Below are 23,365 nucleotides of genomic sequence, written 5' to 3' on the forward strand. Positions count from 1 at the left end.
CCGTTCGTGCGACTGACCCGGGCCTGCGTCGATCTGGATCTGACCCCCGGCACGCGGGTCGCGCTGCCGGAAAATGCCGCCTCCCACCTGCTGCGGGTATTGCGCCTGCGCGAGGGCGATGCCTGCGTGCTGTTCAACGGCGACGGCTACGACTACGACGCGCGCGTGGTCGCCGCCGGCAAGCGCGGCGGCGAGGTCGAGATCCTCGCCCGGCGCGCGGTCGATCACGAATCGCCGCTGCGCATCCACCTGCTGCAGGGCATCGCGCGCGGCGAGAAGATGGACCTGATCCTGCAGAAGGCGACGGAGCTGGGGGTCGCCGGCATCGTGCCGGTCCACAGCGAACGCAGCGAGGTCAGGCTCGAGGGCGCGCGCGCCGACAAGCGCCTGGCGCACTGGCGCAGCGTGGTGACGTCGGCCTGTGAGCAGAGTGGGCGCGCATGGATCCCCACGGTGGCACCGCCGCAGGCGCTCCGCGATGCACTCGCGGGCGTCTCCACGCCCGGCATGCGCCTGTTGCTGGATCCGACGGCCGATGCGGCGCCGCGCTCGCTCGCCGCACCCGGCGATGCGCCACTCACACTGGCCGTCGGCCCCGAGGGCGGCTGGTCGCCACGCGATCGCGCCATGTTGCAGGACGCGGGTTTCTCCGGCATCCGTTTGGGTCCGCGCATCCTGCGTACCGAGACCGCCGGGCTCGCCGCCATCGCGGCCCTGCAGGCGCGCTTCGGCGACCTGGCCTGACGCAGCGCGCGTCAGCGCGTCCCGTATCGCATTCGGCGCCGCATCCGGACCGGCGGTCCGCAGCGACCTCCGGCTCAGCTGTCCGCGTGCAGCGCCGCGTCGATCCGAGCGGCGATCCGCTCGAGATCCGGCAACAAGGCCTCGTCGTCGTTCAGACGCACGCGCGCATGCACGCCATCGGGCAGTGCCGCACCGTCGTCGCCATCCGCGACGAGCAGGTCTTCGGACACCGTGACCAGCCTGGGAAACCCTTGCGTGAGCAGCGCGAAGTACGGCAAACGGTCGCCGCCGCGCAGGTTCTTCATGATCGCGACCTTGCTGCCCAAGCCACCACGTTCTTCGGTCGCCAGGCCGGCCATTTGCGAAAAGGCCACCAGCGGCAGCTCCCAGCCGCGCCAGCGGATCCGACCGAGCATCCAGTCCGGTGCGTCGTGGATCGGCTCCGGATCGGCATAGGTGAGCACCTCCGAAATCGTCGCGTTGGGCAGGAGCAGGCGCCCCGCGGCGATCTGAATGAGCACGCCGCGAATGCCGTGCGGCATCGCCCGAAGCGCGGTGTCCTGGTGTACCTCAGTCATCGGTCGTCTCGAGTTCGATATCCGACGCATGGCCGCCGGGGTTCCAACGCCGCACCAGCACCGCGGCAAGCGCGCCCGGTTCGGCCAGCTCGCCGCCTTGCTCGACCACGGCGGCCGACGCCGCCGGGTCGTAACAGCCGTCGAGCGTCTGCGCGATCACCAGGTTTCCGCCCTGGATGGCGTGCGGCACCAGCGCGGCATCGGCGCCACTCAGGAAGACCGCAGCGCTGTCGTCGCCAGGCAGCGCCGCGGGCCAGCGACCGGAGGCGCCGGGCTCGTCAGCGAAACGCAGTTGCCCGCGCTCGGCGACCAGGCCGAGATCGGGCGACAGGAAGTACACCGTCCCCGGCTCCACGGCCCCACCGGGCTCCGCGAGCGCGACCTGCAGCGCCGTCGCCCGGGCCATCTGCCGGACGAGGCGGTCGTAGCGCCCACCGTCCAGGCGCAGACGCACCAGCAGCGCACGCGGAAACGTCTCCGGCACCGCGGCCAGCAACTGCCGCACGGCATCGGGACCGCCGAGCCCGCCTTCGACCAGCACCGCGCCGCGCAGCGGCCCATGCCCGTAGCTCTCGACATCGACCAGCGAAAGGCCGCCGATGCGTTCGTCGAGATCGGCCAGACGGGGATCCGGCACGGCGCCGGCGACGCCGAGCGGGGTATCGTCGCGCTCGGCCAACGACAGGCCCGCACCAGTCGGCAGCCCCGGCGACGGGGCGGTCACGTCGGCGACTTCGGCGGACGCGGGCACGGTGCCCTGCCCCGCGCCCCACGGCATGTCCCAGTCCAGTCCCGCCGACAGGTCTTCGCGGACCGCTTCGGACGATGCTTGCGAAGGCTCTGCGCGGTCGTCGGGCGGCGTGTCGGGCGCAGCCTCGGTGTCGGCGAGGCCGTCGACGGCGTCCCACGGACCGGCAGCATCCGGCCCCGGTGACGCGGTGCCGTCCCCGCTGTCGATATCGAGCACGACATCGCCGAGTGGCGAGCCGCCCAGCGCGATCTCGTCCAGATCGAGGGTGGATACGGTCTCTCCATCGTCGTCCAACGCCAGCACGCCGAAGTCGAGATCGCGTGCGTCGCCATTGGCATCGAAATCGCCGCGTTCGCCTTCGCCTTCGCGGTCGCGGGTGGGGATCGTGTGCGATGTGGCGTGCGCTGCGGCGCCCGATCCCGTCTCATCCCCGACCGTCCCCGAAACGGATGCGGACGAGACTGCCGGCGCCTCGGTTGGCACCGGCTCCGCACCCGGCGGCAGCACGTCGTCGTGACGATGCAGTTTCGCGGACAGGTGCCGCTGCCAGCGCGCGGCCTCCCAGCCGTCGCGCTGCACGATCAGGTCGGCTTCCTCGTAGATCACCGCAACCGCCGGATCCCACAACAGCGCCTGGAAGGCATCGAGGGCGTCTTCGACCGCGGGCTCCAACGCCACCAGCACGGCCTGCGGCGCGAGGTCGATCAAGGCGGTGACATCGCCGTCCAGGGGGTCCACCGTACCCAGCAGGCGCGCGCCGGCGTCGCCGACCGCGGTTTCGAGCCGGTCGCGGGCCGCCCCCGGCCGCGCCAGGATCACCACGCTCAGGGATGCCTCAGTCACCGGCGCGCCCCCTGCCCAGCAGTTCGTGCACATGACGCATCAACTCGTTTTCCTGGTACGGCTTGCCGAGGTAGCGCTCGACGCCGATCTCGAACGCACGCTGGCGGTGTTTCTCGCCGGTACGCGAGGTGATCATCATGATCGGCACGTTGCGCAGGCGTGCATCGTCCTTCATCTGGGTGGCCAGTTCGTAGCCATCCATCCGTGGCATTTCGATGTCGAGCAGCATCAAATCCGGCACCCGCTCGTCGAGGCGTTCGAGCGCATCCACGCCGTCCTTCGCGGTGACCACCTCGAAGTTGTGACGTTCCAGCACGCGGCCGGTGACCTTGCGCATCGTCACCGAGTCGTCGACCACCATCACCAGCGGGACCGGCCGGCGTTCGCGCTCCGGGCCCGGCCCGGTCTCCGCGGGCAGCGCCGCCTGGCGACGCACCAGCGGCGCCACATCGAGGATCACGCGAACACTGCCGTCGCCCATGATCGTGGCGCCGAAAATGCCGGGAATCGACGCCACCTGCGGCCCGACCGGCTTCACCACGATCTCGCGGTTGCCGATGATCTGGTCGACCGCGACGGCCGCGCGCAACTCGCCTGCGCCGATCAGCAGCAACGGCACCTGCAGATGCCCGTCCGCGCGGGCGGGCGGCAAGCCCACCAGATGCCCCAGGTCGTGCAGCGCATAGGTCTCGTCGCCGTAGTCGTAGGTCGCGCCGGGCTGCGCCAGCGCATCGCGCGCGATGCGGCCCACACCCCGAACCGAGGCGATCGGCACTGCGTAGCTGGTCTCGCCGATCTGCACGAACACCGACTGCGTGACCGCCAGCGTCTGCGGCAGACGCAGGGTGAAGGCGGTGCCTTCGTGCTTGCGGGTCGCGATGTCGAGGCTGCCGCCCAGTTGGCGGACCACGCTCGACACCACGTCCATGCCGACGCCGCGACCCGCGAGACGGCTGATCTCGTCGGCGGTGGAGAAACCGGGCTCGAAGATCAGCGCGTCGAGCGCCGCATTCGCCAGCACCGCGCCCGGCTGCACCAGTCCGCGCGCTTCGGCCCGGCGCCGGATCGCGCCGCGATCGAGGCCGCGGCCGTCGTCGGCAACTTCCAGCACCACCTCAGAGCCTTCGCGGCGCACCGCGATCCGGACCTCGCCCTCCTCACCCTTCTTGGCCTTGCGCCGTTGCTCCGGCGCCTCGAGACCGTGCACGACCGCGTTGCGCAGCATGTGCTCCAGCGGCGCGATCATGCGATCGAGCACGTTGCGATCGAGCTCGCCCTGGGCACCCTCGATCTTCAGCTGCGCGTGCTTGCCGGTCTCCTGCGCCGCCTGCCGCACCACGCGACGCAGGCGCGGTACCATGGTGTCGAACGGCACCATGCGCGTACGCATGAGGCCTTCCTGCAGGTCTGAGCTCACCCGCGACTGCTGCAGCAGCAAGGTCTCGTACTGCCGGGTCAGGTCGTCGAGCGTCCCCTGCAGGCTCGCCAGATCGGCGGCCGACTCGCCGAGCCCACGCGACAGTTGCTGCAGCGTGGAGAAGCGATCCAGCTCCAGCGGATCGAACGTCGCATCGCTGGTCTCGCCCTCGCGCTGGTAGCGGGCGATGATCTGGGCTTCGGTCTCGATGTCGAGACGGCGCAACTGATCGCGCAGACGCATGTTGGTCTGCTCCATCTCGCCCATCGCACCGCGGAACGCGCCCAACTGCTGTTCCAGCCGCGCGCGGTAGATGGCCACTTCGCCGGCGTAGTTGACCAGGCGATCGAGCAGGTCCGCGCGGATGCGCACCTGTTCCTGCGGCGCCCGGGCTCCGCCTTCGTCCTCACCTTCGACATCGTCGGAAATCGGCGCCGACAGCGGACCCAGTTCGGGCATCGCGACACGCGGCGCATCGTCGACGACAGCCGCCGGGGCTTGCGTGTCAGGGACTTCGGGCGCAGCGGCCGCAGGCACCGGCGCGGACGACGACGTCGTCGTCGTCGCGTCCGCCGACGGCAGCGGGACGCTCTCGCCCAGGGCGCGGGCATCGAATGCCGCGATCAGTGCAGACGGCAGCGCCACCGCACGACGCTGCCCGACGCGCGTCACCATCGCATGCAGGCGATCGAAGCCGCGCTCCAGCAGCGGCACGCCATCGCGGCCCAGCTCGCAACGCTGCTCGGCAACCCCTTCGAACAGCGACTCCATCGCATGCCCCAGCTCGCCGATGGCCATGATCCCGGCCATCCGGGCACCGCCCTTGATCGTGTGCAGATCACGCTGCAGGCCCACGATCGGCTCGCGCTCCGCGGGCGCTTGGCGCAGTCGCGCCAACAGGCCATCGGCATGATCGAGCAGGTCGCCGCTTTCCTCGACGAAGATGTCGAGCAGTTCGGCGTCGAGCTGGGTCATGTCCAGCGCTGCATCGGGATCCGCATCGCCCTCGGCGACGAAATTCTCGCGGACCGCGCGCTGGTCCGTATCGGCAACCGCCGGAAGTTCCGTTGCAAGGCGTTCGGCTTCGAGACGTTCGGCTTCGGCGCGTTCGGCGTCGACACGCACCGCTTCGAGATGCTCGGCCTCGGCGCGTTCAGCCTCGACACGCTCGGCTTCGACACGCTCTGCTTCGACTCGCTCGGCCTCGACGCGTTCGGCTTCGGCACGCTCGGCTTCGGCACGCTCGGCTTCGACGCGTTCGGCTTCGACGCGTTCGGCTTCGACGCGTTCGGCCTCGACGCGTTCAGCTTCGGCACGTTCCGCCTCGGCACGTTCGGCCTCGACGCGTTCGACCTCGACGCGTTCGACCTCGACGCGTTCGGCTTCGAGACGTTCGGCTTCGAGACGTTCGGCTTCGAGACGTTCGGCTTCGATACGTTCGGCTTCGAGACGTTCGGCTTCGAGACGTTCGGCCTCGACACGCTCGGCTTCGGCACGCTCGGCTTCGGCACGTTCGGCTTCGACGCGTTCGGCTTCGACGCGTTCGGCCTCGGCACGCTCGGCTTCGGCACGTTCCGCCTCGACGCGTTCGGCCTCGACGCGTTCGGCCTCGGCACGTTCGGCCTCGACGCGTTCAGCTTCGGCACGCTCGGCTTCGGCACGTTCCGCCTCGGCACGTTCCGCCTCGGCACGTTCCGCCTCGGCACGTTCGGCCTCGACGCGTTCGGCCTCGACGCGTTCGACCTCGACACGTTCGGCTTCGAGACGTTCGGCTTCGGCACGTTCGGCCTCGACGCGTTCGGCTTCGGCACGCTCGGCTTCGACGCGTTCGGCCTCGGCACGCTCGGCTTCGACGCGTTCGGCTTCGAGATGTTCGGCTTCTGCTCGTTCGAATTCAGCGCGTTCGGCTTCGACGCGCTCGGCCTCTGCCGCATCGTCCCGGGACGCATTGTCTTCCGTGCCGCCGTCGACATAAGCCGAGAGATCGAGTGCCACGAGCGCGTCGTCGGCACCTTCATCCGCGAGATCCTCGCCCACGGAGAACGTCATCGGCGGTGGTTCGGGCAGGCTGTCGCGCAGCGCGACCAGTTCGGCCGCCAGCGCGTCGCAACGCGGCACGTAGGAATGCGCGGCGTGCAGACCGGCCAAGGTCTCGCGGATCAGCCGGCTCAGCGCACGGATCGCGTCGACACCGGCCACGGCGGCTTCGCGGTCGGCGGCCAGCAATCTGCGCACATAGGCTTCGGCTGTGGCGAGCGCGGTGGTGACGACGGGCACTTCGGCCATCGCGAAGGCGCCGTTCATCGTATGCACGGCGCGTAGCAGGGCGTCGTCGACGCGATGCTGAGTGCGCGCGGTCCAGCCGTCGAGCGTCGTCAGGTGCCCGTTGACTTCCGCGTCCAGGATCTCAAGAAGCAGGGCATCCACCGCTGCGGGCACGCGCGCGTCCATGGAGAGCGCCCCGGCCTCGGGCATCACCGCACGCGGCGTCTCCCGGACGTCCGGATCCGCCGGCGGCGGTGCCGGCGTGTCGTCGGCGACCGCAACGGGGGCCGCGGCGACCGGCAAGGTTTCGTCGCCGGCCGCGATCCGCTCCGCATCGGCCTGCAGGCGCGGCAGATCGAGCGGCAGACCGGATTCGCCGCGCAGGGAGGCCAGCAGTTGCGGAAGCACCGCGAACGCCTGGTCGACCATCGCCACGACCGCCGGCGACGCGACGCGGCTGCCGTCGAGCACGCGGTTGACCAGAGACTCGACTTTCCAGCTGAACTCGCCCAGCGCTTTCGCGCCGACCAGCCGTCCGCTGCCTTTGAGGGTGTGGAACACCCGTCGGATCGGACGCAGCCGCTCGATGTCATCGGGACGCTCGCGCCACGGCGGCAACAGCTGCTGGAGATTGTCGATTTCCTCGGCGAACTCCTCCAGGAAGACATCGCGGATCTCGTCGTCGATATCCTCGCCGGCGGCATCGAAACCGCCGCCGGATGCCGGCCGGACGGCCACATCGGGAGGCGCCTTGTCCGGAGCGTGCACGACCGGTGCAGGCGCGGACGGCGCCGGGGACGAGCTCGTGATCGGATTCGGGGGTGGGCTCGAAAGCGGGGTCAGCCCCCGGTCGAGGAAGGCCGCCGTGGCGTCCAGCGTCGCCGCATCGATCGGCGAATCCTCGGATTCGACCAGCGCGGATACCGCACCCTGCGTGCCGGGCGCCGGCAGCGGCCAGTAGCCCAGGGCCTCGAGACTGTTCCTGGCGATCGCCAGGATTTCCTCGCGCCCGGCGCGCTGCTCGCGCAAGGCCTCCAGGTAGTACTCCAGGCTCGCCAGCGCATCGGCGAACGTGTCCAGCTGACGGCCGTTGGGCACCCGGCGGCGGCCGAGCAGCTCGTGCTCGATATAGCGCCCGACGCCGGTCAGATACGCCACCGGCTCGGTGAGATCGAGCATGCGCAGCGCGCCGGCCACCTCCTGCAGCAGGCGCGGTACCTCGACCAGTTCGTCGTGCTCCCAGCCGATTTCGACGAAGGCGACGAACGCCTGCCGCGCATCGGCGAAGTTGGCCACCGCCTCGCGGACGATGACCTCCAGCACCTTTCCGGCCTCGCTGGCGAGGGCATCTTCCTCGCCGACCGCATCGCCGCCGCCCAAGCGTGCGACCTGGTCGTCTAGCGAGGCGTCCACGTAGAGCAGCGAACCCGCGATATCCAGCAATGCGTCCTCGTCGGCGTGCCGGTGGCCGCCCACGATGGCCGCCATCGCGTCGCGCTGCTGCTGCACGACGCTGCGCGCCACCCCGAGCTCCAACATCCCGAGGGTGTCGGCCACCTGCGCCAGGACGTCGACCTGGGGCGCCAGCAGCGCGACGTCGGTCGCACCGGTGCGCAGATGCAGGTCCAGAGCGTCCTTGACGCGCAGCAGATCCTCTTTGACCGCACCGGCCGCCGTGTCCAGCAGCGCGCGATTGCGGCCGCTGATGCTGCCGCGTGCGTGTTCGACTTCGGCCTCGGTCGCACCGTCGCCTTCGAGCCGGAACGCCTCGCGCACTTCGCGCAGTGCGGCATGCTCACCGGGCGTTGCCGTCACCAGGTACAGCAGCTGCCGTGTCGGCTCCAGCGCGGTATCCGCGCTCGGCGTGCCGAAGCCGTCGTCATGGAAATGCCGGCGCACCTCGCGGACGACGCCGACGAAGCCGTGTCGAACAGCAGCCGTCGATTCGAGCGCGCCCGCGTCGAGCGCGTCGAGCACGCGCGCGGCCACCCACAGCATCCGCCGCACGGGCTCTTCGGTGGTGAGCGGAAGCAGGGCTTCGATCGCACGCGCGAAACCGCCCGGATCCGCTGCCTGCCCGTGCTCCGGCCATGCCGCAAGATGCGCCGCGACATCGGCGGCACGGGATCCCGCCGAGCCCTTGCGCTCGGCCTCCGGCGCCGTGGTCGGCGCCGGCAGTTCAACCGGCAGCGGCGCCTGCAGATCCGGTGCGAACAGCACGCTTTCGTTGAGCCCGGAGGCGCCGCGCGCGGTGCGCAACTCGTTGAGCAGCGGCAGCAGGACGATCGGGATGTCCTTGTGGCCGCTCTGCAGCCGCTCGAGGTAGTCGGGCAGCAGGACCACCGCGCGCATCAGCGTGGCGCAGGCGGTGTCGACATCCTCGAGCTCGGCGCGGGCGAGCGCTTCGGCCAGCGCTTCCATCTCCTCGGCCACCATCGCCGGCGCATACAGCTCGACCATGCGCAGCGTGCCCTGCACCTGGTGCAGGTGCCCGGCGCACAGGTGCATGTGACTGCCGTCGTCCGGCGCGTCGACGAACGCCTCGATCGCCAGGCGCGCCTGACGCAAGGTTTCGTCGAGTTCCGGCTTGACCCAGCCGAGCGTCGTGTAATCGATCGCGTCGCGCAGCGCGGTGGTCATCGGCGGCCTCCCGGCCACGGGCCGGCCGGACGGCGAGCGGGGAGCATCCACATCATCGGCAGGATCGTCCCTTCGGTCAGGCCGGCAGCTTGAAGTCGGCGACGGAGCGGCGCAGGTCCGCGGCCAGCTGGGCGAGGTTGCCGATGGATTCCGCCGTCTGGTTGGCGCCCTGCGAGGTCTGCGCGGTGATCGACTGGATCGTGCCCATGGTCTGGGTGATGTTCGACGCCGCCGCGGACTGCTGCTGCGCCGCGGTCGAGATGCCCTGGATGAGGTCGGCCAGGCTGGTGGACACGTTCTCGATCTCGCCCAGCGCGGTGCCGGCGTCCTCGGCCAGGCGCGCACCCGCGACCACCTCCGACGTCGTCTGCTCCATCGAGCTGACCGCCTCGTTGGTATCGGACTGGATCGTCTGCACCAGGGTTTCGATGCGCTTGGTCGCGGTGGACGCGCGTTCGGCCAGTCGTTGCACTTCGTCGGCCACGACCGCGAAGCCGCGGCCTGCTTCGCCCGCCGATGCCGCCTGGATCGCCGCGTTCAGCGCCAGGATGTTGGTCTGCTCGGAGATGTCGTTGATCAGTTCCACGATCGAGCCGATTTCCTGCGAGCTTTCGCCGAGTCGCTTGATGCGCTTGGAGGTCTCCTGGATCTGGTCGCGGATCGAGTCCATGCCCTGGATCGTCTGCCGCACCACGCCCGCGCCCTTGGTCGCGATCTGCACCGAGCGCTGCGCCACGTCGGCGGACTCGGCGGAGTTCTTCGAGACCTGGTCGATGCTGGCCGCGATCTCGTTGATGCGGCTCGACGCGGAGGTGATCTCGCGCGCCTGATGCTCGGCGGCCTCGGCCAGGTGCATCGCGGTGGCCTGGGTCTCCTGGGCGCTGGCCGAGACCTGCACCGAGGTGTCGTTGATGGTCTGCACCAGGTTGCGCAGCTGCTCGACGGCGAAGTTGATCGAGTCGGCGATCGCGCCGGTCATGTCCTCGGTCACCGTCGCCTTGACGGTCAGGTCGCCTTCGGCCAGCGACCCCATTTCGTCCAGCAGGCGCATGATCGCCTCCTGGTTGCGGTTGTTGAGCTCCAGCGAGGTGGCGTAGCGCTCGCGCTGGGCGCGATTGAGTTCGTACAGCAGGCCGGCGATGGCGAAGATGGTCAGCAAACCGAAACCGATGCTGATCCAGATGTTGCCGAGGATGCTGCGGTCGGCCAGCGAGCCGAACGCGGTGAATGCCTGGAACAGGCTTTCGCTCTCCGACAGCAGCTGATCGGAGCCGCCGGTCAGCGCCGCGGCAGCGGACTGCGCCGAGAACACCGCCGGCGCGGCGGCCAGGATCGCATCGAGATCCTGCTTCATCTGCGTCCACAGTTCGCTCGACTGGCCGAGCGCGTCCAGCGCGCCCGCGTTGCTCAGCGCCTGCACGTTCATCGACTCGTCGCTTTCGCGCAGCCCGTCGAGCACCTGCTCGAACACGCCGACATCGCGCGCCAGCGCTTCGCCGGCGACCGCGGCACCCGGGCCACCCGCCTGGATCTCGGTCACCCGGCGGGCCATGGTCGAGGCCAGCACGACCTGCCGCAGCGCGATGTAGATCTGCGACGCGGGCGAGCCGCTGTTGGACATGGCCCGAACCAACTCGTCGAGCTGCGCCTGCAGCTGCGGCACGCGCTGGGTGAAGCGGCTGGCATTGCCCGCGAACGCGAGCACTGCCTGCTCGCCGGCGATCACCTGCTGCGCACTCTGCTCCAGCGGCGCCCAGGTCCGGCTCACCGTCTGGATCGGGCCGGACACGCCGGTGGTGTCGCCGAAGCCGCTCTGCAGCCCGGCGATATCGGTATCGATGTCCGCCTTGGTCAGCTTGAAGGCGGCATAGGCCTCGCCGTCACCGGCGACCGCCTCCCGGCCCTGGATCGCCAGGCGCTGCGAGTTCACCTGCAGGCTCGACGCCGCGGCGCTCGCGCCGGCCAGCTGCGAGGCCTTCCATATCGCGAAACCCGTGTTGGCCACGACGATCAGCAGCGCGACCGCCAGCAACGCCAGCCAGAAATTGGTTCCCAGCTTGCGCCCCTGTCCGGCAGCGTTGTCCATTGCAGTACTCATCGATTGACCCCTGTCGATACGAAGCGGCGGTCAGGCCGCGGCTTGTCTGAATTCCGGTGTGCGCGCCAGCCGGTCCAGGCTGAAGACGCCCCATGTGTCGCCGCCGAGCTGGAACGCACGATCCACGAAGTGCGCATAGCGCCCCTGCGCGAACGCGTCGACCGGCGTTTCGTTGGATTCGTGGAAGCTGCGTTGACCGAACAGTTCGTCGATCGTCACCGCCACGTCGCCCCCCGGTTGCCGCACCAGCAGCATCCGCTGGCCTTCGTGCAGCACCGTGCGCTCGCCTTCCAGGAACTGTTTGAGATCCACGATCGGCAGCAGGTTGCCGCGGACGTTGGCCACGCCCAGCATCCAGCCCTGGGCACCCGGCACCGGTGTGATCTGCGGCAGCGGCAGGATCTCGATCACTTCGTCGAACGCCGACGCCAACCGGCGCGTGCCGATCCTGTAGCCCACGCCTCGCCAGAGGCCGGGCGCGTCGAGCTGTTCGGGCAGGCCCGCCTCGTGGGCGAGGCTGCGGCGTTCGTAATCGAGCAGCAGCGCGAACGCGTCGCCGGTTCCGTGGCGCGCGTCCTCGCTCATGCCCCGGCGCCGAGCAGCGCGTCGATCTGGGCGATCAGCGCGCCCTCTTCCGGCGGCTTCACCACGTAGCCCTTGGCGCCCTGCCGCATCCCCCACGCCTTGTCGGTCTCCATGCCCTTGGTGCTCACGATCAGCACCGGAATCTCGCTGGTCGCGGCATCGCGCGACAACGCACGCGTGGCCTGGAAACCGTTCATGCCGGGCAGGACCACGTCCATCAGGACCAGATCCGGCGACTGGCTGCGCGCGACGTCGAGCCCGTCCTCGGCACTGGCCGACGCCAGCACCTCGTGACCGTGCCGCTGCAGGAGCTGGGTGAGGACGGCCGTATCGGTCGGCGAGTCCTCGATCAACAGGATGCGTGCCATGGTAGTGCCCTACCCCCCGGATCAGGCGTTGACGTGTTTGCGGATCGCGTCGAGGAGCTCCTCGCGCGTGAATGGTTTGGTGACGTATTGCTCCGAGCCGACGATGCGTCCCCGCGCCTTGTCGAACAACCCGTCCTTGGACGACAGCATGATGACCGGTGTGTGCCGGAACACCTGGTTGTTCTTGATCAACGCGCAGGTCTGATAACCGTCGAGCCGCGGCATCATGATGTCCACGAAGATGATCTGCGGCTTCTGGTCGGCGATCTTGGCCAGCGCCTCGAAACCGTCCACGGCGGTGACCACGTCGGCCCCCTCGCGCTTGAGCAGTGTCTCGGCGGTCCTGCGGATGGTTTTCGAATCGTCGATCACCATCACCCGCATGCCATCGAGGCTGCCGGCGCGCTTTTCGTCTTGCGTCATGCTGTTTCCCCCGGTGTGGCAGCGCGTTCGACCGGTCCAGGGCGCTGCCACAAGCGGCTCTTTATACTTCAATGGGGCGACGGGGTGTCAAGCCGTGTCCACGGATTCTGCGGAGCGGATGCGCAGAATCGCCCGTCTCGGCAGGCCGGTGGCCGGAGCCGCCTGATACCATCGCGGCCTCGCCGCCACCGCTGTCCGCCATGTCCTACGAAGTCGTCGTGGTGATGGACCCGATCGGGTCGATCAAGATCGCCAAGGATTCCACGTTCGCGATGTTGCTCGAGGCGCAGCGTCGCGGCCTGAAGCTCTGGTACGTGATCCCGGGCGGCCTGTCGGTCGACGGCGAGGGCCGTGCGCAGGCGCGGCTGGCACCGGTCGCCGTGCGCGACGATCCCGACGACTGGTACACCCTCGGTCCGGAAACCCGGCGCGCGCTGGGCGGCGGCGACGTGGTCCTGATGCGTCGGGACCCCCCGGTGGACGCGGACTACCTGCACGACACCCAGATCCTCGGCCTGGCCCGGCGTGCGGGCGCGCAGGTGGTCAACGACCCGCAGGGGCTGCGCGACCTCAACGAGAAACTGGCCGCGCTGGAATTCCCCCAGTGTTGCCCGCCGAGCCTGGTCAGCCGCGAGGCGGCGGCACTGAAGGCGTTCGTGGCCGAACATGGCGAAGCGGTGGTCAAACCGCTCGACGGCATGGGCGGTCGCTCGATCTTCCGCACCCGTGCAGGCGATCCCAACCTCAACGTGATCCTGGAGACGCTCACCGAAGGCAACCGGCAACTGGTCGTCGCGCAGAAGTACCTGCCCGAGATCGTCGACGGCGACAAGCGCATCCTGCTGGTGGACGGCGAACCGGTCGATTACTGCCTGGCGCGGATTCCGCAAGGCGACGAGTTCCGCGGCAATCTCGCCGTTGGTGGACGCGGCGAAGGCCGCCCCCTGAGCGACCGGGACCGCTGGATCGCCGCGCAGGTCGGGCCCGAACTGCGTCGGCGCGGCATGCTGTTCGTCGGCCTGGACGTGATCGGCGACTGGCTCACCGAGGTCAACGTCACCAGCCCGACCTGCATCCGCGAACTCGACGCCCAGTTCGGCCTCAACATCGCCGGGTTGATGTTCGACGCCATCGAACGCAAGCGCTGACGCCCAGCGGTCACGCACCCGCGCATGAAGGCCTTGCCGCGCCAGCCGATCAACGACGTCTCGCGCCTGCGCACGGCGCTGATGCTGTCGCTGCTGCTGCATACCGCCCTGGTGCTGGGGCTGAGCTTCTCGCTCGACGAGGCCGCGCCGGTGACGCCGACGCTGGACGTGATCTTCACCGAGACCACCAGCCCGCTGACCCAGTCGCAGGCCGACTTCCTCGCCCAGGCCAGCAACCAGGGCGGCGGAGAGCACGAGCAGGCCCGGCGGCCGAGGGAATCCCAGTTGGGTGCGGCACCGCACGAGACGCCCGGGATCGCGCCTGAAGCGTTGCGCGCGCAATCGCCCGATGCCCGGCCGCCCCCGCAGGCCCGGGTGGTCAGCAGTGCCGCCGGCGCACATCGGGTGACGACGCCGGACCCGACGCCGCAGGCCGACCCGAGCCTGCTGCCCAGAGGCCCGGACCGCATCGAGCGCGACATGGAGATGGCGCGACTGGCGGCCGAGATCCACCTGCGCTCGGAAGCCTATGCCAAGCGCCCGAAGCGCAAGTTCGTCTCTGCGAGCACCCAGGAGTACGCGTACGCGACCTACCTGCGCCAATGGGTGGACCGGGTCGAGCGGGTGGGCAATCTCAACTATCCCGACGAGGCGCGCCAGCGCGGCCTGGCCGGGGAACTCGTCATCAGCATCGCGATCCGTCGCGACGGATCGGTCGAGGGCGCCCGCCTGATCCGTTCTTCCGGCATCCCGCTGCTCGACGACGCGGCCCTGCGCATCGCCCGGCTGGCCGAACCCTACGCACCCTTGCCGCCGACCGAGGAGAACATCGACATTCTCCACGTCACCCGGACCTGGCAATTCCTTCCCGCCGGCGCCCTGGTCGACGGCTGAGGCGATGCACCCGACCGCCGGCTGCGTCTGCGTCTACAGCCGGCGCCAGCCGAAACCGTCGCCACGGCGATGGTAGACCCCGAGCGCACGGCCGTAGAACGCCTCCACCGGCACCAGACCGAAAAGGCGGCCGTCGTAACTCGCGCCGCGATGATCGCCGAGCACCAGCACCTGCCCGTCCGGCACCGTCATCGGCGCCAGATCCGGGCCGCCGCCGCGATCGAGATCGAGCACGACCGCACGCGAACCGAAGTGCTCCTCCGGTATCGCGCCGTCGGCCAGCGGGCGGCCGTCCACCCAGAGGCGGCCGCCACGCACCGCCACCGTCTGCCCGCCCACCGCCGCCACGCGCTTGATCAGGCGGGTGCCGTCGGTCGGGGAGTCGAACACCACCACCTCGCCCGGCCGCGGGTCGCGCACCGCCACCAGATCGTAGGTGGTGAACGGCAGGTGCCACCCGTAGGCGCGCATGTCCACCACCACCCGATCGCCGGGCTGCAGGGCCGGCTGCATGGAACCGGTGGGCACGTGGTAGTGGTTGGCCAGCGACGAGCGCGCCGCCGTCAACAGCAGGAGCAGTACCAGCAGCGGGAGCGCCTCGCGACGCAGCCAACCGAGGCTGCGGACGACGGCGGAGCGCGGCGGCTCGGCGGGCTGGAGGGTGGCGGGCATCGGGTCGCTCCTGCGGGATGATTCGATAAGACCGGGCGCGCCCGGGAAAGTTCGACGCGCGCCGGCATGGCGACGACCCCCTTGCCCGTCGTCGCCTGCTTCGCTCGCGCCCAGCGCTCATTGGAACGCCCGAAGGCCGAAGCGCCGCGTCGCGCTGCCGCCTGCCCGCTCGGCTTGCGCACGATGCAGCTCCCCGCGTTGCACCCGGTCTGCTCGACTGGACGACAGAGGGCGCCGCGCTGGCCGTCCCGGGCACGGGTTCCTCCACCATGCGCCCAGACCGCCGGGAAGGATCGCGAAGACCCGCCGACACCGGGCGACGGCGGCGTCAGCCGCGGCGTCGCGCTGCCTGCTCGGCGAGGGTCAGTGCGACCTGGTTGCGCAGATAGGCGGGCTCGACCCGTTCCGGCGCCACCGCCCGACCGGCCGCATAACCGGCCGCACCCAGCCGTGCGGTGTCGGCCGCGTGCGGCAACGCGTCGGCATCGACCCGCACCAGCCGCGTGGCCAGGCGCCCGGCCAACGCCGCCTCGCGCGCGCCGAAGCCCGTGCCCACGCCGTGCCATGTCGCGCCGTCGTCCGGCAGCACGACCGTCTCCGGAGCGCACACGCGTTCGACATCCAGTGCCAGCGGCGAGTCCGGCGTGCCGGAAAACGCCGCCACATAGACCTCGTCCATGCGCGCGTCGATCGCGGCCAGTACACGGGTGCCGCCACCGGCATCCAACGCGGGCGCCGCGAGCGTGGCGAGCGTCGAGACCGGCACGATGGGTCGATCCAGCGCGAGCGCGATGCCTTGGGCAAGGGCGATTCCCAGACGGACGCCGGTGAACGCGCCCGGCCCGCGCCCGACCGCGATCGCATCGAGCTGCGATTTCGCCACCCCGGCGTCGGCCAGCAGCGCCTCGGCCCAGGGCAAGGCGAGCTCGGCATGGCGGCGCGGGGCGATCTCGAAACGCTCGCGCACGGCGCCGTCGACCAGAATGGCGACGGAACAGGCTTCGGTGGAGGTTTCGAAAGCAAGCAGGCGCATGCGGCACACGGATTCGGCGGGGGCGCACAGAGTAGCCGCTGTGCGGGTCCGCTTCATCGCATCGCGCGCGAGGGTGGGCGCCGCGACGACGCCTCTCTTTCCCACGATTCCGGCGAGCCGGGCTCAGGACTCGGGCTTGGCCGGCTTCGCAGCGGTCTCGGACTTGGCGGCCGGCTTGGCAGCGGCCTCGGACTTGGACGACACCGGAGCGGCCGGCGTCGCGTCGGCCGACTTGCCCTCGCTGCTACCGCCGGCGTCGACGAGGTTGCGCTTCTTGTCGCCGTCCTTCTTGAAATCGGTCTCGTACCAGCCACCGCCGGCCAGACGGAACGACGGCGCGGTCACCTGCCGCGTCACCGTCGCCGCACCACAGGACGGGCAGGTCTCCGGGTCCGGATCGGACATTTTCTGCAGGCGGTCGAAGGAATGACCGCATTCGGTGCAACGGAACGCGTAGATCGGCATGGCGGGATCGCTGAACGGCAACCTGGGAGCCGGCATTCTGGGGCCCCCGTCCCTACTTTCAAGTCCCGACCCACGCGGCTAGGCTGGCTGCACATCCGATCCGGAGCTCCGGCATGAGCCAGCCCCCGAATTTCCGCACCGTCCTCGCAGCCCTGCTGGTCGCGCTCGGATTGCTCGGCGCAGGCTGGTTCGCCGCACAGGGCATGGCCAAACTGCGCACCGCGGATCGCTTCGTCACCGTGAAGGGACTGGCCGAGCGCACCGTCGATGCCGATCTGGTGGTCTGGCCGCTGTCGCAGACCGTGGGCGGTGACGATCTGGCGGTGGTGCAGGCACAGCTGGATGCGAATACCGCGGCGATCCAGGCATTCCTGTCCGGAGCCGGCTTCCCCGACGACGAGGTGGTGGTGTCGCCGCCCCGCCTGGAGGACCGCTGGGCCTACTCCTGGGGCGACAGTCGGCCGCCGGAGCGCTACCGCTACTCGAACACGGTCACCCTGCGCACCGGCCGCGTGGCCGAGGCGATGGCCGCGCTGCGCCGCAGCGGCGAGATCGTCGCCAAGGGCGTGATGCTCAACACCGACGACGGCGCCGGTCCGCAGTTCGAATTCACCGGGCTCAACGACATCAAGCCCGAGCTCATCGCCGATGCCACCGCCAATGCGCGCACCTCGGCCGAGCAGTTCGCCAACGATTCCGGCGCCTCGCTGGGCGGGATCCGCAGCGCCAACCAGGGCGTGATCTCCATCGTCGACCGCGACCGCGGCAGCCCGCACGTCAAGACCGTCCGGGTGGTGACCACGGTGGAGTACTTCCTGAAGAACTGATCGCGGGCGTCCTTCGCAGCCCGGCCGGGCTGCGACCGCAGCGGCACCCGTGGCATGTCGCCTGTGGCCCTGCCTCCACCGCCCTGCGGCGGTGGAGGCGCGCGCCGCCCGCGGTGATGGGCTTACTCGTGGCCCCAGGGGGTCGGCGGCAGATCGACCGGGTTGGTCAGGTCGAACTCGACCTGGAACATCCGCCCGCCCGGACGCGAGAGCTCGTAGAGGAACCGCTGGTCCGGTTCGATCTCCATCGCCCAGGTGTTGGTGACCGAAGCGGTCAGGCCTTCGCGCTCGAAGGTGGCGATCGACTCGGCATCGACCGGAAACTCCTGCCGCTGCGCGCTACCCGGTGCGGCGGTGTCGCCGCCGTACATGGTCACCGCGTCCTCGCTGCCGTCCTCGTGGCGGTGATCGTGCTTCAGACGCAGGCCCGTGTCGGTACGGGTGAGGACCCAGGTCCGCGAGTGGTCGTCGCCGACGTGGAACGGCACCTTCAGTTCGCGGGTCGGATCGTCGCAGCCGCGCACGTGCATGACCAGGCGCTGGCCTTCGAACGGATCGGCCTCTTCCGGCGGCGGCGCGTTGGCGACGATGCGCCCCTCGAACGCCTGGCCGCAGTGGTGCGCGATGGCGATCAGGAACTCATCGGCCGGAGCCGAGGACACGGTCACGTCGTCGCTGGCCACGTCGGCCATCGGGTCGATCGCGGGATCGGTCGCGCCGTCGACGGCGTCGTTGGAAGGCGTGCAGGCCGCGAGGGCGAGCACGAGCGTAGCCGCTGCTGGGATCTTGAACGTATTCATCCAGCCAACTTAACCGCTGGCGCCGCGCCGCGGCAAATCCGCTGCGGTTCGACGGATGCACAGCGCGTGGCCGCAACGCGCCCACGCAACCTCCTCCCGGAGCGCACGGCATCGCATCCGCCGCATCACGCGACGCCGCGCCTGCGAAACGTCCGCGCCGCCGATACCGGCACGCAGGCCGGGGCCCGACCGTGCCGGTGCTGCGGATGCCGTCGCGCCGCGCACGAGGCGCGACGCCTGGCGCTCAGGCGGCCTCGTACAGCGCCAGCCAGCGCGCTTCGGCGTCCGCCAACCGGACCGCCGCCGCCTCGCGGGCGCGGCCGAGCTCGCCCAGCCGGGCCGGGTCCGAGGCGTGGGCGCGATCGGCCAGATCGGCATCGATACGCGCGACCTCGGCTTCGCACTCGGCCACCTGCCGCTCGGCTTCGGCCAGCTTGTGCGGGTTGGCCTTCGGACGAGCGCCGGAAGCCTTCGCCGACGCCACCGGAGCCGGCTGCGCATCCGCAGCCCGTGCCGAGGGCTTCTTGCTCCCCGAGCGCTCCTCGCCCTGGCGCGCACGCAACCACAGTGCGTATTCGTCCAGATCGCCGTCGAACGGCTGCACCGCGCCGTCGGCCACGCGCCAGAAGGTGTCGCTGACCAGCCCGATCAGATGCCGGTCGTGCGAGACCAGCACGATCGCGCCGGGGAAATCGCTGAGCGCCTCGGCGAGCGCCTCGCGCATCTCGAGGTCGAGGTGGTTGGTCGGCTCGTCGAGCAGGAGCACGTTCGGCTGCCGCCAGGCGATCATGGCCAGCGCCAGCCGCGCGCGTTCGCCGCCGGAGAAGCCGTCGATACTCTCGAAGGCGCGGTCGCCGGGGAAGCTCCACTTGCCGAGGAAGTCGCGGAACGCCTGGGTGGCGGCGTTGGGCGAGAGTTCGCGCAAGTGGTCGATCGGCGACGTGCCGGCGACCAGCGACTCGACGGTGTGCTGGGCGAAGTAGCCGATGCGCAGATCCGGGTGCGCGTAGCGCTCGCCGGCCAGCAACGGCAGGCTGCCGACCAGCGATTTCACAAGGGTCGATTTGCCCGCGCCGTTCGGGCCGAGCAACCCGATGCGGTCGCCCGCCTCGAGGCCGAACCCGACCGGGTCGAGGATGACCGCCGGGCCGCCGGGGGTGGCGTAGCCGCAGGTGCCGTCGTTGATCCGCAGCAACGCGTGCGGCAGCTTGACCGGCTGCGGAAAGTCGATCTGCACCTCGCGCTCGGCGCGCACCGCCTCGGTGTCGGCCATCTTCGCCAGCCGCTTGACCCGCGACTGCGCCTGCTTGGCCTTGGCCGCGCTGGCCTTGAAGCGGTCGATGAACTTCTGCAGGTGGGCGCGTTCGGCCTGGGTCTTCTCGTGGGTGATCTGCTGCAGCCGCAGTTGTTCGGCGCGCTGGCGCTCGAACGCGGTGAAGTTGCCGGCATAGAGCTTCGCGGTCCCACCGTGCAGATGGAGGGTGTGGGTGCAGGCGTTGTCGAGAAACTCGCGGTCATGGCTGATCAGCAGCAACGTGCCGGGATACTTCAGCAGCCACTGCTCCAGCCACAGCACCGCATCGAGATCGAGGTGGTTGGTCGGCTCGTCGAGCAGCAGCAGGTCGCTGGGCATCATCAGCGCGCGGGCCAGATTCAGGCGCACCCGCCAGCCACCCGAGAAGGCGCTGACCGGTCGCTGGTGGGTATCGGGCGAGAAGCCGAGCCCGTGCAGCAGCTTGCCGGCGCGCGCGGTGGCGTCGTAGCCGTTGATCTCGGCCAGGCGCACGTGCGCCTGGGCCACGGCGTCCCAGTCCTCGGCGGCGGTGGCCTCGGCCTCGGCACGCAGCGCGGCCGCCACCTCGGTGTCGCCCGAGAGCACGAATTCGATGGCCGGATCCGGCAGCGACGGAGTTTCCTGGGCGACGCTGGCGATGCGCACCCGATTGGGCACGTCGAGGTCGCCCCGGTCGGCCTCGACCTCACGGCGGACCGCCGCGAACAGCGAGGACTTGCCGGTGCCGTTGCGACCGACCACACCGACACGCCAGCCGGCGTGCAGGGCGAGGTCGACATTGGACAGCAGCAGGCGTTCGCCTCGCCGCAGGGCGAAATTTCGGAAAGCGATCATCCGGCCATTCTAACGGCGCGGGCCGATCCGCTGCCCGCTCCGCCGGCGACGCCGACCCGCATCGCCCGTTGGTCGGCGGCAAAGCGGTTGCACCTGAAACATTTGCGCGCCGCAGCAGTGCGGTGTTACAGGATCGTTAACACCCGAAGACATCCCCCGTTCATCCCCCAAGCCGAGAGAGGTAAGCGCATGATCCGTCGTCCCCTCGCCATCGCTGTCCTGGCCGCGCTCGCCGCGCCGGTCGCGTTCGCCCAGTCCCCCGCCGGAACCGAGGCCTCGCCCACGCGCGCCACCACCCTCGACACCCTGATCGTCACCGGCACGCGCACATCCGACCGCACCGTGGCCGAGTCGCAATCGCCGATCGACATCATCACCCCGGAGAACCTGCAGGCCACCGGCACGCCGGAGCTGGCGACCGCGCTGTCGCGCGCCGTGCCCTCGCTGAATTTCCCGCGCCCCGCGATCACCGACGGCACCGATGCGGTGCGTCCGGCGCAATTGCGCGGGCTGGCGCCCGACCAGGTGCTGGTGCTGGTCAACGGCAAGCGCCGCCACACCACCGCGCTGATCAACCTCAACGGCAGCCAGGGGCGCGGCTCCTCGCCGGTGGATCTCAACGCCATTCCGATCGCCGCGATCGAGCGCGTGGAAGTCCTGCGCGACGGCGCCGCCGCCCAGTACGGCTCGGACGCCATCGCCGGCGTGATCAACGTGGTGCTCAAGGGCAGTCGCGAAGGCGGCAGCATCGTGGGCAGCGCCGGCCAGACCAGTGCGGGCGACGGCGAGCAGTGGAACCTGGGCGCCGACACCGGCATCGCGCTGGGCGAGGCCGGCTTCCTGCACCTGGCCGCGCAGGGCGGCCATCAGGACAACACCAACCGGGCCCGCCCCTTCAACGGCGTGGTCGAGCAGCGCTACGGCGACCCGGAGGTCGAGTCGGCCGGCGTGTCCTACAACACCGAGTTCAGCCCGGCCGAGGGCATCACGTTCTACTCGTTCGGCAGTTACAACGAGCGCGACGTGCTCTCCAACGGCTACTTCCGCTGGCGCGGCGACAACCGCAACGACCCGACGATCTACCCCGACGGCTTCCTGCCGCAGATCCACAACGTCAGCGAGGATCGCGCCTTCGTCGCCGGCATGCGCGGCTTCACCGCCAACGACTGGAACCTCGACCTCAGCTACAACTACGGCCAGAACCACCTGACGTTCGACATCGAGAACACGCTCAACCGCAGCCTGGGCGGCACCTCGCCGACCGCGTTCTACGCCGGCGCGCTCGAAACCACCCAGAACGTACTGAACCTCGACGTCAACCGCGCGTTCGACGTGGGCTGGCTGGCCTATCCGCTGACGGTGGCGTTCGGCGCCGAGTGGCGCGGCGAGAAGTTCAACCTGTCGCCCGGCGAGCCCGGGTCCTACGCCGATACCGGCCTGATGATTCCCGAGCGAGACGGCAACGGAAACCTCACCGGCAACATGATCCGCGCGGCCGGCGGCGCCCAGGTGTTCGCCGGCTTCCGGCCGGGCGACGCCGGACGCTTCAACCGCGAGAGCTACTCCTTCTACCTCGACCTGGAGGCCGACATCACCGAACGCTTCTCGCTCGGCCTCGCCGGTCGCACCGAGGAGTACAGCGACTTCGGCAGCACCTCCACCGGCAAGCTGTCGGCACGCTTCGCCTTCAGCGATGCCGTCGCCCTGCGCGCCACCGCATCCACCGGCTTCCGTGCGCCGTCGCTGCAGCAGCAGCACTTCCAGTCCACCGCGACCAACTTCATCGACGGCGTGCCGTTCGACATCGTCACCTTCCGGGTCGACAACCCGGCGGCGATCGCGCTCGGCGCGGAGCCCCTCCAGGCGGAAGAGTCCACCAATTTCGGCCTCGGCCTGGTCCTGCAGCCGATCGACAACCTGTACGTGACCGTGGACGCCTACCAGATCGAGATCGACGACAGGATCTACCTGTCGGAGAACCTGACCGGGCCGGTGGGCGATTACCTGGCCGACGTGCACGGCATCTTCAACGTTCAGGGCGGCCGTTACTTCACCAATGCGCTCGACACCCGGACCCGCGGCATCGACGTCGTCGGCCGCTACAGCTGGCCGACCGCAAGCGGCAGCGTCGACCTGACCGGCGGCTACAACTACAACAAGACCGACATCCAGCGCATCGCCGCCAACCCCCCGGCACTCGAGACGGTGGCCGACGAGTACGGCGTGGTGCTCAACCGCATCGGTCGCGTCGAGCAGGGGCGCATCACCCGCGGCACGCCGCGCGACAAGTTCTTCCTCAACAGCATCTGGACACTGGGCAACTTCACCGTGGACGCCACCGCCACCCGCTGGGGCGAGTTCACCAACTTCGGCACCACCGAGGCGCTCGACCAGACCTACGGCGCGAAGTGGACCCTGGACCTGGCCTTCAACTACCACCTCGACAACTGGACCTTCACCCTGGGCGGCGACAACGTGCTCAACGAGTATCCGGACCTCAGCGAGGCCGGTGCCGGCACCCGCACCTGGCTGCCTTACAGCACGCAGTCGCCGTTCGGGTTCAACGGCGCCTATGTCTACGGCAAGGCCGCGTATCGCTGGTGATCGTGCGCCGTCGACCACTGTAAAGTGGATGCACCAAAGGACGCCCGGGGTCACCCGGGCGTCGTCGTTTCTGTGGCAGACT

18 protein-coding genes and 1 pseudogene are annotated in these 23,365 nt (G+C 70.0%); 6 read left to right on the forward strand and 13 right to left on the reverse strand.

Annotated features, from left to right (window positions below; genetic code table 11):
* The first annotated feature begins 6 nt into the window (after positions 1 to 6).
* Positions 7 to 744, forward strand: coding sequence for a 16S rRNA (uracil(1498)-N(3))-methyltransferase (locus RG19_RS12020; protein ID WP_058835471.1), 738 nt, complete (start codon positions 7 to 9; stop codon positions 742 to 744).
* 74 nt (positions 745 to 818) lie between these two features.
* Here RG19_RS12020 and RG19_RS12025 read toward each other — a convergent pair whose 3' ends face one another.
* From RG19_RS12025 to RG19_RS18520, 3 genes are read right to left on the reverse strand one after another with little or no spacing between them, the layout of a single operon-like run.
* A complete protein-coding gene (locus RG19_RS12025) occupies positions 819 to 1,322 on the reverse strand; it encodes a chemotaxis protein CheW (protein ID WP_238376631.1) in 504 nt (167 codons plus the stop codon).
* Complete coding sequence (locus RG19_RS12030) at positions 1,315 to 2,916, reverse strand: chemotaxis protein CheB (RefSeq protein WP_162267073.1); 1,602 nt, start codon at positions 2,914 to 2,916, stop codon at positions 1,315 to 1,317. Before RG19_RS12030 ends, RG19_RS12025 begins: the two co-directional genes overlap by 8 nt.
* Complete coding sequence (locus tag RG19_RS18520) at positions 2,909 to 5,308, reverse strand: hybrid sensor histidine kinase/response regulator (protein ID WP_202905377.1); 2,400 nt, start codon at positions 5,306 to 5,308, stop codon at positions 2,909 to 2,911. Before RG19_RS18520 ends, RG19_RS12030 begins: the two co-directional genes overlap by 8 nt.
* 92 nt (positions 5,309 to 5,400) lie before the next feature.
* Between RG19_RS18520 and RG19_RS18525 the strand changes: the two genes are divergently transcribed.
* Positions 5,401 to 6,600: a pentapeptide repeat-containing protein gene (locus tag RG19_RS18525; protein WP_425599728.1), complete on the forward strand. Its 1,200-nt coding sequence runs from the start codon at positions 5,401 to 5,403 to the stop codon at positions 6,598 to 6,600.
* A 391-nt stretch (positions 6,601 to 6,991) separates the two neighbouring features.
* Here RG19_RS18525 and RG19_RS18530 read toward each other — a convergent pair.
* The 5 genes and pseudogenes from RG19_RS18530 to pilG all read right to left on the reverse strand — a co-directional run.
* Positions 6,992 to 9,238, reverse strand: a pseudogene (locus RG19_RS18530) (Hpt domain-containing protein); the annotation flags it as partial.
* A gap of 76 nt (positions 9,239 to 9,314) precedes the next feature.
* Positions 9,315 to 11,336, reverse strand: a complete 2,022-nt coding sequence (locus RG19_RS12040) for a methyl-accepting chemotaxis protein (RefSeq protein WP_058835475.1) — start codon at positions 11,334 to 11,336, stop codon at positions 9,315 to 9,317.
* 30 nt (positions 11,337 to 11,366) lie between these two features.
* Entirely contained in the window at positions 11,367 to 11,921 is a 555-nt protein-coding gene (locus RG19_RS12045; RefSeq protein ID WP_058835476.1) for a chemotaxis protein CheW, read from the reverse strand.
* Positions 11,918 to 12,289 (reverse strand): response regulator, encoded by a 372-nt coding sequence (locus RG19_RS12050; protein WP_058835477.1) that lies wholly within the window; start codon positions 12,287 to 12,289, stop codon positions 11,918 to 11,920. The genes RG19_RS12045 and RG19_RS12050 overlap by 4 nt, the downstream gene beginning before the upstream one ends.
* A gap of 21 nt (positions 12,290 to 12,310) precedes the next feature.
* Positions 12,311 to 12,712 carry a twitching motility response regulator PilG gene (pilG, locus tag RG19_RS12055; protein ID WP_058835478.1) on the reverse strand — a complete coding sequence of 134 codons (402 nt, stop codon included), beginning with the start codon at positions 12,710 to 12,712 and terminating at the stop codon, positions 12,311 to 12,313.
* Positions 12,713 to 12,912: 200 nt separating this feature from the next.
* Here pilG and gshB point away from each other — a divergent pair, with 200 nt between their 5' ends.
* Both gshB and RG19_RS12065 read left to right on the forward strand, forming a co-directional pair.
* A complete protein-coding gene (gene gshB / locus RG19_RS12060; RefSeq protein ID WP_058835479.1) occupies positions 12,913 to 13,860 on the forward strand; it encodes a glutathione synthase in 948 nt (315 codons plus the stop codon).
* Positions 13,861 to 13,884: 24 nt separating this feature from the next.
* A complete protein-coding gene (locus RG19_RS12065; RefSeq protein ID WP_058835480.1) occupies positions 13,885 to 14,754 on the forward strand; it encodes an energy transducer TonB in 870 nt (289 codons plus the stop codon).
* A gap of 33 nt (positions 14,755 to 14,787) precedes the next feature.
* On the opposite strand, the gene lepB is transcribed toward RG19_RS12065, so the two are convergent.
* From lepB to RG19_RS12080, 3 genes are all read right to left on the reverse strand, one after another.
* Positions 14,788 to 15,426, reverse strand: coding sequence for a signal peptidase I (gene lepB, locus RG19_RS12070; RefSeq protein WP_058835481.1), 639 nt, complete (start codon positions 15,424 to 15,426; stop codon positions 14,788 to 14,790).
* A 328-nt stretch (positions 15,427 to 15,754) separates the two neighbouring features.
* Positions 15,755 to 16,459 carry a tRNA (adenosine(37)-N6)-threonylcarbamoyltransferase complex dimerization subunit type 1 TsaB gene (gene tsaB / locus RG19_RS12075; protein WP_058835482.1) on the reverse strand — a complete coding sequence of 235 codons (705 nt, stop codon included), beginning with the start codon at positions 16,457 to 16,459 and terminating at the stop codon, positions 15,755 to 15,757.
* Positions 16,460 to 16,582: 123 nt separating this feature from the next.
* Positions 16,583 to 16,924 carry an FmdB family zinc ribbon protein gene (locus RG19_RS12080; RefSeq protein ID WP_058835483.1) on the reverse strand — a complete coding sequence of 114 codons (342 nt, stop codon included), beginning with the start codon at positions 16,922 to 16,924 and terminating at the stop codon, positions 16,583 to 16,585.
* Positions 16,925 to 17,037: 113 nt separating this feature from the next.
* On the opposite strand from RG19_RS12080, the gene RG19_RS12085 reads away from it, so the two are divergent.
* On the forward strand, positions 17,038 to 17,751 hold the full coding sequence (locus RG19_RS12085; RefSeq protein WP_058835484.1) for an SIMPL domain-containing protein: 714 nt from the start codon (positions 17,038 to 17,040) through the stop codon (positions 17,749 to 17,751).
* A gap of 122 nt (positions 17,752 to 17,873) precedes the next feature.
* Here RG19_RS12085 and RG19_RS12090 read toward each other — a convergent pair whose 3' ends face one another.
* Both RG19_RS12090 and RG19_RS12095 read right to left on the reverse strand, forming a co-directional pair.
* Positions 17,874 to 18,551 (reverse strand): hypothetical protein, encoded by a 678-nt coding sequence (locus tag RG19_RS12090; protein WP_058835485.1) that lies wholly within the window; start codon positions 18,549 to 18,551, stop codon positions 17,874 to 17,876.
* A gap of 244 nt (positions 18,552 to 18,795) precedes the next feature.
* A complete protein-coding gene (locus RG19_RS12095; protein WP_058835486.1) occupies positions 18,796 to 20,679 on the reverse strand; it encodes an ABC-F family ATP-binding cassette domain-containing protein in 1,884 nt (627 codons plus the stop codon).
* Positions 20,680 to 20,868: 189 nt separating this feature from the next.
* Here RG19_RS12095 and RG19_RS12100 point away from each other — a divergent pair, with 189 nt between their 5' ends.
* Positions 20,869 to 23,283 carry a TonB-dependent receptor plug domain-containing protein gene (locus RG19_RS12100; protein ID WP_058835487.1) on the forward strand — a complete coding sequence of 805 codons (2,415 nt, stop codon included), beginning with the start codon at positions 20,869 to 20,871 and terminating at the stop codon, positions 23,281 to 23,283.
* The last annotated feature ends 82 nt before the right edge of the window (positions 23,284 to 23,365 follow it).

The organism is Luteimonas abyssi (genome assembly GCF_001482195.1).
GTDB lineage: Bacteria > Pseudomonadota > Gammaproteobacteria > Xanthomonadales > Xanthomonadaceae > Luteimonas > Luteimonas abyssi.